Source organism: Rhodanobacter spathiphylli B39 (assembly GCF_000264295.1).
In the GTDB taxonomy this organism is placed as follows: Bacteria; Pseudomonadota; Gammaproteobacteria; order Xanthomonadales; family Rhodanobacteraceae; genus Rhodanobacter; species Rhodanobacter spathiphylli.
The window spans coordinates 1-1,157 of record NZ_AJXT01000114.1 but is presented as its reverse complement, the minus strand read 5'-3'; the positions used below and the strand labels follow the sequence as shown (position 1 = coordinate 1,157).

The following is a 1,157-nucleotide window of genomic DNA, read 5'->3' as shown; positions in this document are numbered from 1 at the left end:
ACGGTGCGGCCGCCTTCGCGAATGGCGAAACGCAGGCCTTCGTCCATCGCGATCGGGTGGATCAGGCTCACCACCATCTTCACGTTGTCGCCCGGCATCACCATCTCCACGCCTTCCGGCAGGGTCACGGCACCGGTCACGTCGGTCGTGCGGAAGTAGAACTGCGGACGGTAGCCCTTGAAGAACGGCGTATGACGGCCACCCTCGTCCTTCGACAGCACGTAGACCTCGGCCTCGAAGTCGGTGTGCGGGGTGATCGTGCCCGGCTTGGCCAGCACCTGGCCGCGCTCCACGTCATCACGCTTCAGGCCGCGCAGCAGCAGACCGGCGTTGTCGCCCGCCTGACCCTGGTCCAGCAGCTTGCGGAACATTTCCACGCCGGTGACGGTCGTCTTCTGCGTGTCGCGGATGCCGACCACTTCGATTTCGTCGCCCACCTTGATGATGCCGCGCTCGATACGACCGGTCACCACGGTGCCGCGGCCCGAGATCGAGAACACGTCTTCCACCGGCATCAGGAACGGCTTGTCGATCGTGCGCACCGGCTCCGGGATGTAGCTGTCCAGCGCGTCCACCAGCTTGATGATCGACGGCACGCCGATGTCGCTCTGGTCGCCTTCCAGCGCCAGCTTGGCCGAACCGTGGATCATCGGGGTGTCGTCGCCCGGGAACTCGTACTTCGACAGCAGTTCGCGCACTTCCATCTCGACCAGCTCGAGCAGCTCGGCGTCGTCCACCATGTCCGCCTTGTTCAGGTAGACCACGATGTACGGCACGCCCACCTGGCGCGACAGCAGGATGTGTTCGCGCGTCTGCGGCATCGGGCCGTCAGCGGCCGAGCACACCAGGATCGCGCCGTCCATCTGCGCCGCACCGGTGATCATGTTCTTCACGTAGTCGGCATGGCCCGGGCAATCCACGTGCGCGTAGTGGCGCAGCGGCGACTCGTATTCCACGTGGGCGGTCGAGATCGTGATGCCGCGCGCCTTCTCTTCCGGCGCCGCGTCGATCGCGCTGTAGTCCTTGAACTCGCCACCGAAACGTTCCGCCCCGACCTTCGTCAGTGCGGCCGTCAGCGTCGTCTTGCCGTGGTCCACGTGACCAATCGTGCCGACGTTGACGTGCGGCTTGGTGCGTTCGAATTTACCCTTTGCCAT

Annotated in this window: 1 protein-coding gene; it reads right to left on the bottom strand. The window is 65.1% G+C overall.

The annotated features are described in order from the left end of the window. A partial coding sequence (gene tuf, locus UU7_RS17200; RefSeq protein WP_007810831.1) for an elongation factor Tu occupies positions 1–1,157 on the bottom strand: 1,157 nt, incomplete at its 3' end.